Here is an 8502-nt window from a genome sequence, read left to right as displayed (position 1 = left end):
CAAATCACAGCAAAATATAACTGATAGTTCCGAACTTGACGGTTATATCTTATTAAGAAATTACATCAAATCACAGCGTTCAGACTATTCCAGATTTTTCTCTCGAAGTTATATCTTATTAAGAAATTACATCAAATCACAGCAAAATATAACTGATAGTTCCGAACTTGACGGTTATATCTTATTAAGAAATTACATCAAATCACAGCTGGAATTTTGATGTGCATTTATCATGTTCAGTTATATCTTATTAAGAAATTACATCAAATCACAGCATAAATAGGGAAAAATCCTCATGAGATAAAGTTATATCTTATTAAGAAATTACATCAAATCACAGCCTTAGGTCATTAAAATCATATAATTCAAAACTTTACCTTTTATTCAAGCCAGAAAAAATGAGGTTTGTTATTCTAAGGAAGTTAATTTGATGGTATTTTTTTATTTCAACATTTCAAAGAACAAAAATATTAAAAAAGTTCCAATTGTTTAGGTGTTTCTCCTAAAGATTTTGACTGACTTCCCCAATAATTAAGGATTTCTCCATATTGTTTATCAGTTACCGATAAAATACTTACCTGTCCTTTGTCCGGGATATTGTTTCGGATACGGGAAGTGTGTACTTCTGCACTTTCTTTGCTGGCACAATGACGGATGTAAACAGAAAACTGCATCATTGTAAAACCATCTTTTTCCAGAAATTTTCGAAAATGGGTAGCAGTATGGCGTTCCGATTTCGTTGTTACCGGCAAATCGAAAAAAACAAATAACCACATAATCCGATAAGCATTTAAGCGATTGTCCGACATTGGTCAGGATATTGATGTTTATTTTAGTTGCGGATAAACCATTTTCTTTTGCTCACCGGTAAAACATCGGGCTAAGGAAGCTGTTGTCTGTGACAATCCGACCATTAATGGGCGGGTGGTGTTTTCAAAATAGATGTCATTGGCTAATATTTTTAAAATTTTGGTTTTTACTTCTGTTGTTAGTTCCTGATCACCTTCCTGAAAGAGAGTAAATATCATTTCATCGGCAAAAGGACGATAAGGTTCCATTATATCGTCTGCCAGACAGAAGGCATTGTAACGATTGTGATGAAATAATCCAAAAGTCGGCAGAAGTCCGGAACCCGTGAGTGCCCGGGCTACGGCAGCCCGTAAGACTATGTAGGCATAGTTCAATAAATTGTTAGGCCAGGAACCGTAACGGTCCCGGGTGAAATCCGGACCGTACATTTCTGCCCAGTATATCCGGGCTGCCACTCCCTCCCGATTGTCCGGGTCACCACTTTTAACGTTACTGTAAAAAGGTTTTAATAAATTCCCGTTTTTCCCTAATTTGTGGAGTAAAGCAGCCTGGTTCCGTATTTTTGCTTCGATAGTTTGTTTCCAGAGATTCTTTTTGAGAGGTTCTGAAGCATCTATCTGAAAGCGGAACAATTCATTCTGCAGATGGTGGCCATCCAGATTCAGTAACATGGAGTTGGGCATGTGACCGGCATCACAGAATATGACAGCTACATTATTGGCCATCAACTCCTGAATCAGCGGAATACTGAAGCTGATTTGTTGATTTTCAAAAACGGTATAGCCGATGTCTTCAATCGGTACTTTGTGTATGGCGCCGTCTTCTTTTGATTCGATAACCAATTGCTTGTCTTTCGTGGAGAGACGGCTGGGAGTGGTAAAAAACAGAGTCCTTTTTAACATACCGCAATTTTAAAAAGTGAGGTTACCGATTTCATCAATGTATACTTTAACCGGATTTGCTTGTTTCCAGGCTTCAAGACTTCCAATGCGAATTTCTTCTTTCTTGTTTGTGATTGTAGAAGCCAGATGATGCCGGAAAGTGTAATCCATTCTGGATAATTTTTGCACCCGGTAGAGGTATTTGCTTAGGGTGGAACGGTCATTCCGGTATACTTCCAGTTCTTCGTCTTTTAGTCCGATAATAAAAGTGTCGTTGATTTGCAAGGTGCATACTGGTGCTTTGCCGTCGGCCGGAAGTTGGAAAACAGGCTGGTGTTGGTTTTGTCTTTCGATGACTGTCCAGAAAGATACGATTTCTTCTTTCAGATTGTCCTCTCTGTCGATGTACAACATGACATGGTGATTGTTTCGTGGGTTGACAAATTGATTGACGTTATTTTTCAGTTGCTCTGCATTTTCCATTTTTTCTTTTATCCGGACTTTTTTAACGGGTACAGGTTCTCCGTATTTGTTGGGGAGGAAAATCCGGTATTTGTCGTCTTTAAAGAAAGCATCAGAAGGAATATTGTCCTGGTTTGTATTGATGTGACAATTTTCTTGTAAATGCGTCAGGAGCATTTGCCGGATGGTGGGATCAACTACTTTTTCGATGTGTTTTTTGGTTTTGAGGTCCCGGATATCTTTTCGGATATGGTAGGTCTTTTCCGTATTTCCGGGAGCAAGTCGCTGTCCGTATATGCTGTCTTTGTGGAGTTGTCCCCGGACTGCATTGCCCACACTATGGATTTGCCGTCCGTCTTTGATGAGGGTTTTACTGATTTTACACCGCGTACGGAGGTTTTGTTTATAGGATACCAGGATGTTTTTCACACTTTGACTTACATCTCCGATGAACCCGGACCAGGGTAGCGGAAAGTGTTCTGTGGAGTTGATTCCCCGTTTTTTGTTTTCCCGTTGGGCATTGAAAGTGCTTAACCGTTGGAACAGGCTTTGAGAGGATAAGGCGATAACAATGGCATCAATGGCATGGTGACGCTGGTCCTCTCTGTTTTTCTTTGGATCAAACTTGATTTCTCCAGTGTGCTCATCCACCCAGATTTGTCCTTCAATCAGCTTTTCGTCTTTGTTGATTTTTGGGGCTGTAAATTCTATTTCGCTTAACTCCGGCTGTTGGGATTCCCAGGGAAAGATTCCGTAATATTTCCCTTTGGAAAGAGTGGTTGATACTTTATAATTTAAGTCATCATCTGCACAAAAGATGCCTTTTTCGTCTATGCTGCCGGTAAGAATAATCTGTCTTTCTTCCAGTGCGGGGAATTCGTTTTTGATTCTGGTAAATTCAGGCTGTTCGGTATCGACATCCAGTATACACCAGAATTTACCGTCACCTCCTGTAGTTTGGCATTGGTAGGTGTCACAATGGAATCTTCCCTCATGGATGGTGCCGTAGAGCTGTACTTGCTGTGGAGTTAATTTGGGGCGGTTAACAGATTCACTGTCCTGGAAAGAACGGTTCCGGACCGGAAGACTTACCCAATAGCTGCCGTCGGGTAAATTTGTTTTTATTTTTTGTTTCAGGTAGTCACAGACAAATATGCCTTTGTCGATTTTTCCTTTTAATACAAGCTGTTCTTCCGAGGAATTTGGTTTTTGGGCAAACAGAGGATGCCAGGCGACAGGGGCGGATAATTTCAGCCGGGCCCCGTATTTCCCATCATTTCTTTCTGTCGGATAGTCTTGCATTCCCCGATATTTAAAACTGTTGTGTTTGACTGTACCGGTAATGAAAACTTCATTATTTTCTGTCTGAGGCCGGTCTGCTTCTTGGGGAAGGATCTGAGTAACCTGGTACTGTTCGTTTGTGATTAAGTAATAATTTTTTCGCATTCCGACAGGTACGGGGGTTGCAAATGTAATGTCGGGAACGGATTGCAGTATATTGTTCAGACCCCATAAATGCCGGAGTTCAGCTGTTAATTGTCCGGGAAATGCTTTCACGTCTTTGCAAATGCTACTTAAGTATTCGACGGCTTTTTTTCCCATATAACGGGTGTCATTCAACTGACGGCGGATGAATTCATTTGTATCGGGATTTTTCCGTCGGATGAAACGTTGGGCTTTGGGGTAAGGAAGCAGATGAAACGCCCGTTCTTCGACGTCTTCCCAGCAATGGACGTCTCCCCATAGAGAGGAAGAGGGATTTTTTTCATAAAATTCATAAGGTGTCCGTTCTCCTTTTTCCCTGTTGAAAGTAGCCTCACATAACGTTTTATTGGCGAAACTGTCATCCAGGGATATGCTGTAGGGTATAATGTGTTCAATTTGTACACATCCGTCACTCCCTAATGCATCAGAAATTTTGATGGTTTTCCCGGTGTACGGACAAATGACGATGCCTGCCTTGTCTTCTATTTCCTTGTATAACAAATATTTTTGTATGTTTTCCCGATTGGGTTGAAGACCGAATTCCCGTAGTTTCTGGCGGGCAGCCTCATTTTTCTTTTCATTTTCCCGGATGAAGCGGGTTTGCTTTTCCCGCTCAGTTTTGGAACTTCGAAGGTCTCTGCCCATTTCCACGTGAATGTGGTCGAATTGAAATTCAGGTCCGTATTTTTGGCGGCAGTCGGACAATAATTTATTGACAGTCCGTCGTAACTCATTCAATGCTTGTTGTACGATGGGATTTCGTAGGTTTTCTGTTGCTGGTAATTTTTCTTGTAATGTTTTGGCATTGACAGGTTGACTGTGGTGATACAGTTTTTGAAACGCCCGGTCATGTTCAGTAAAGCCGTATTGATTTTTTGTCAGATAGTCTTTGATTTTCAGGATTGTTCCTCCTTCTGTGTTCCTTTCTTTCAAAATCCGGCAGACAGCCTGTTCTATTTCGGTTTCAGATTCTTTGAAATATTCGAAACGCTTTCCGAAAGCATTCCGGATACCTCCTAAAAGTACTGCAGTACTGAAAGCATACCCTTTCTGCAGATAGGGATTAATCCGCCGTATTGCTTTGAGAGATACGTGTCCGTAACCTTCAGCAAGCCGTATTTTCTTTAATTTTTCGCTTTCATTGAGTTGCAGGTTGTAATCTTTTTTCAGTTTTTGAAAAAGCAGTTCATTGTCATCATAAAAATAGAAACAGTGCCAGATTTCCTCCCGGTGTTGTTGCCATGTTTCTGGCGGAAACAGTTTTTGCAATTGGCTGATTGTGGTGCAGGCCGGTACTTTGGTCTGTTTGTCGAAATTGAATTTTTCGTATAGTTTTAAATGCTTGGGTATTTTGTCAAAGTTGAATTCCTTGCTTTCGGAACACATGAGTTTAAAAAGGTCTTCTCTTTGGGTGGCATTCAGGTGTTCTCCTTTTCCGTAAGTGATATTATTGATAAACTGATAAGCCCGGAATTCCTCAAATTCGGGATGGGACAGGGGTGCTGGCGTAGGTCCGGCGGTAATCCATTTCCGGTGAATGGAATCATAAAAACGCCGTCCTTCAAAAACACATTTTGAAAGTAAGGATTTTTGTGTGCGGAGAGAGCGCTGCCAGAACAGCACACTTTCATTGCATTTAAATTTCAAGTTCCCGTCCTGTTGTTCGATTTTACCTCCCAGTAATTCTTTCAGCGGAAGTAAATAGGATACGGTGATGCGGGAATTTTCAATGCTTATATTTTCCGTACCATATTTTTGTTGTAGGTGAGTGATTATTTTACGATTGCGGTTGTTTGTGGAAGTACCTTTTAAGTATATATGGCGTTTTTGCGGCATTTGTTTGTTGTCAAGTTCTAAGTGGGCGGCCTGACGGTTCCAAAGCGTCTCAAATTCGCGGACGTACATATCCCGTAAGGTATACCGTGCTCTTACCCTTTCTGTGCGGAAACGGTATTTTTCTCCTTTTTTAGGGGCAATTTCATAGAGATATGTTCCCAGTGTCCGGTTTTGTAAATTTTTCCGGGTTTCATCAATACCGGTCATTTGGTCTTTGCCTGTAAATATTTTTCCGTCTTCTTTACCTTTCCGGCTACTCAGGAATCCTCTTCTTTGTATAAAATGATACAAGATGCGTCCTAATTCTTGCCGGCTGATATTTTCCGTAACGCCTTTTTTCCGTAATTCATAAGGATTCAGTTTCAGCCATTCTCGGAATGCCGGTGAGTCAGGGAATTGCCGGGCGGTAGATTTTAGGTGTTTGTCCCAGTTTTTCCAACGCCGGATGTCTTCCGGTTGTAAAGGGCACATATTACAGGCAACGAGTATTTCTAAAAGTTTGATTTTCCGCAGTCTTTTCCGGAAATATTGCCGCCGCATTTGTCTTTTCATGCGGCGTGTGGCATTCCGGGATTCTTCTTTTTCTCCTTGTCCGATGGTGTCTTTGGTGATGCCTTCCGGAAAAATGCGTATGCCGCTGTACAGAATCCGGGCTTGTTTCTGGTCTGTGAGGGCTATTCCTATACTATTGGTACCTAAATCAATGCCTAAAGTTGTTTCCATGATATTAAGAGTAAAAATACAATCGTTAAATTTATGTAAAATGTTTTACATATACAAATAATTGTATATCTTTACTCCGTTGATTAAACAAATCAATTATTTACATCTTATCACAGCAAGGCTATATGCCGAAGGATGTAATCCTATACTCCCGCTTCGGTGGGAGTTTTTTATTTGTCATGGAAGTGTGCAGGCGTATGTTTACAGGGGAGGATTATTTTCTATTCCTTTCCGTTTGTTTTGAAACAGGGTTGTCACATAGGCAGTAAAAATGGGGAAAAAAATCATTCCGGCAGCGGCGAGTGTGACAGCTAAGGATTGACCGAGCTTTGTAACGCCGAAGATGTTGGAACCGACTGTGGTGACATTCATGAGTGACCAGTTGAAAGCGTCCCAGTAATTTTTAACCATGGGATTCGGTCCGTGTTCCACAAAGTAAAACATGATGCTGCAGAAATAAATGGTGGTGAAGAGAATCACCAGATAGGTGGTAAAAAGATTAGTCATTTTACTGTGGGTCATCCAACTGACAATCATGGAAACACCATAAATACCCCGGGCTATCGGGATTAACCGTAACAGGACCCAGGCGGTGTGGGAGAGGTGTGCAGAAGTGGCATATGCAATATTGAGATAGGGAATTGCTACTAAGAGCAGAAATATATTCCGGCCCAGGAAGTGCCATTTGTTATGGCTGTAAAACCAGCGGACGAGAAAATCTGCCAGGAAGAAAGAACAGACCACCAAATGAAAATTCAGGATGAAACGTTCTGACAGGATAGCGGAAGAAGACAGGAGTTCTATCGAGATAACGACCAGAATAGCAATACTACTGAGAAGAACCAGAATGTTCAGGAATTTTACCAGAGGGTGATTGTTTTGTTCCATATTTTATAAGTTTACGATTACGATTTGGGGTTTACGGTCGGGATGTCATTTTGTTTCATGCTAAATCCTTATTATTTACAAAATAAGAAGTTGCTAAACCGAGAAATAAGAGCTATCTTTGCCACTCCGTTTTAGGGGGAATAAATTGATTATCAGAGAAAAATAAAAATAGAGATGATTACAGTTTCAGATTTAGAGATTCAGTTTGGGAAAAGGACCCTGTTTCAGGATGTTAATTTAAAATTTACTCCTGGGAATTGCTATGGGGTGATAGGTGCTAACGGAGCAGGGAAATCGACTTTCTTAAGAATATTGAGCGGAGAACTGGAACCGACGCGGGGGACTGTGATGTTTGGCCCTGGAGAGCGTTTGTCGGTATTGCAGCAGAATCACTTCGCTTACGATGAGTGTGGTGTATTGGATACTGTTTTGCAAGGTCATATGAATTTGTGGAAGGTGATGCAGGAGAAGAATGCCATTTACATGAAAGAGGATTTCTCAGATGCGGATGGCATCCGGGCTGCTGAACTGGAAGAAAAGTTTGCTGCTATGGATGGTTGGAGTGCAGAGAGCGATGCTGCCAATCTGCTGAGTGGATTAGGGATTCCGGAGGATTTGCATTATGCCTTGATGAAGGATTTGAGCGGAAAACAGAAAGTGAGGGTTTTGCTGGCTCAGGCATTGTTCGGAAAGCCGGATAATCTGTTATTGGATGAGCCGACTAATGATTTGGACCTGGATACGGTGATGTGGCTGGAAAATTATTTGGCCAATTATGAGAATACGGTATTGGTTGTTTCTCACGACCGTCATTTCCTGGACGCTGTCTGTACTCATTCAGTGGATATAGATTATGGTAAAATCACCCTGTTTGCCGGGAATTATAGCTTCTGGTATGAATCCAGTCAGTTGGCTTTACGGCAGACTCAGGCTAAGAATAAGAAGGCGGAGGAGAAACGGAAAGAGTTACAGGAATTTATTGCCCGGTTCAGTGCCAATGTGGCAAAATCCAAACAAACGACCAGTCGTAAGAAGATGCTGGAGAAACTGAATATAGAGGAGATTATGCCTTCTACCCGTAAATATCCGGGGATTATTTTTACACCGGAGCGTGAGGTGGGGAATAAGATTCTGGAGGTTCGGAATTTAAGTAAAAGTATAGATGGTCAATGTTTATTTAAGGATGTAGAATTTTCTGTAGAGAAAGATGATAAAATTGTTTTTCTTTCCCGGGATCCGAGAGCAATGACTGCTTTGTTGGAGATTATTACGGGAAATGAAAAACCGGATACGGGAGATTATACCTGGGGAGTAACAATTACTAAAGCTTATTTGCCATTGGATAATTCTGCCTTTTTTGATACCGATATGAAATTGATAGATTGGCTGGGTCAGTATTCGGCGGATACGAGTGAAA

General features: G+C 41.2%; 5 protein-coding genes and 1 CRISPR repeat array. Of the genes, 1 reads left to right on the top strand and 4 read right to left on the bottom strand.

Translation table 11 applies throughout. From position 1 onward, the window contains the following. Positions 1 to 41 precede the first annotated feature (41 nt). Positions 42 to 341: a CRISPR direct-repeat array (repeat unit 36 nt; unit sequence GTTATATCTTATTAAGAAATTACATCAAATCACAGC). 129 nt (positions 342 to 470) lie between these two features. The 4 genes from cas2 to D1136_RS09490 form a co-directional block, all read right to left on the bottom strand. Beyond that, complete coding sequence (gene cas2 / locus D1136_RS09505) at positions 471 to 809, bottom strand: CRISPR-associated endonuclease Cas2 (protein ID WP_161877407.1); 339 nt, start codon at positions 807 to 809, stop codon at positions 471 to 473. Between the two features lie 18 nt (positions 810 to 827). Next, on the bottom strand, positions 828 to 1712 hold the full coding sequence (gene cas1, locus D1136_RS09500; protein WP_161877406.1) for a type II CRISPR-associated endonuclease Cas1: 885 nt from the start codon (positions 1710 to 1712) through the stop codon (positions 828 to 830). Between the two features lie 9 nt (positions 1713 to 1721). After that, on the bottom strand, positions 1722 to 6197 hold the full coding sequence (gene cas9 / locus D1136_RS09495) for a type II CRISPR RNA-guided endonuclease Cas9 (RefSeq protein WP_161877405.1): 4476 nt from the start codon (positions 6195 to 6197) through the stop codon (positions 1722 to 1724). 201 nt (positions 6198 to 6398) lie between these two features. Then, positions 6399 to 7085, bottom strand: coding sequence for an ion transporter (locus tag D1136_RS09490; protein ID WP_161877404.1), 687 nt, complete (start codon positions 7083 to 7085; stop codon positions 6399 to 6401). Between the two features lie 174 nt (positions 7086 to 7259). On the opposite strand from D1136_RS09490, the gene D1136_RS09485 reads away from it, so the two are divergent. Then, the coding region (locus D1136_RS09485; RefSeq protein ID WP_161877403.1) for an ABC-F family ATP-binding cassette domain-containing protein at positions 7260 to 8502 on the top strand (1243 nt) is incomplete at its 3' end.

The organism is Odoribacter sp. Z80, from assembly GCF_009935865.1.
Classification (GTDB): domain Bacteria; phylum Bacteroidota; class Bacteroidia; order Bacteroidales; family Marinifilaceae; genus Odoribacter.
Note: the sequence above shows the minus strand (reverse complement) of the source record. Positions and strands in the feature narration are given on the sequence as shown.

Excerpts from the sequence above, each read along its gene's own strand:
- D1136_RS09490 (WP_161877404.1), bottom strand. The coding sequence starts at position 7,085 with ATGGAACAAAACAATCACCCTCTGGTAAAATTCCTGAACATTCTGGTT.
- cas1 (WP_161877406.1), bottom strand. The coding sequence starts at position 1,712 with ATGTTAAAAAGGACTCTGTTTTTTACCACTCCCAGCCGTCTCTCCACG.
- cas9 (WP_161877405.1), bottom strand. The coding sequence starts at position 6,197 with ATGGAAACAACTTTAGGCATTGATTTAGGTACCAATAGTATAGGAATA.
- cas2 (WP_161877407.1), bottom strand. The coding sequence starts at position 809 with ATGTCGGACAATCGCTTAAATGCTTATCGGATTATGTGGTTATTTGTT.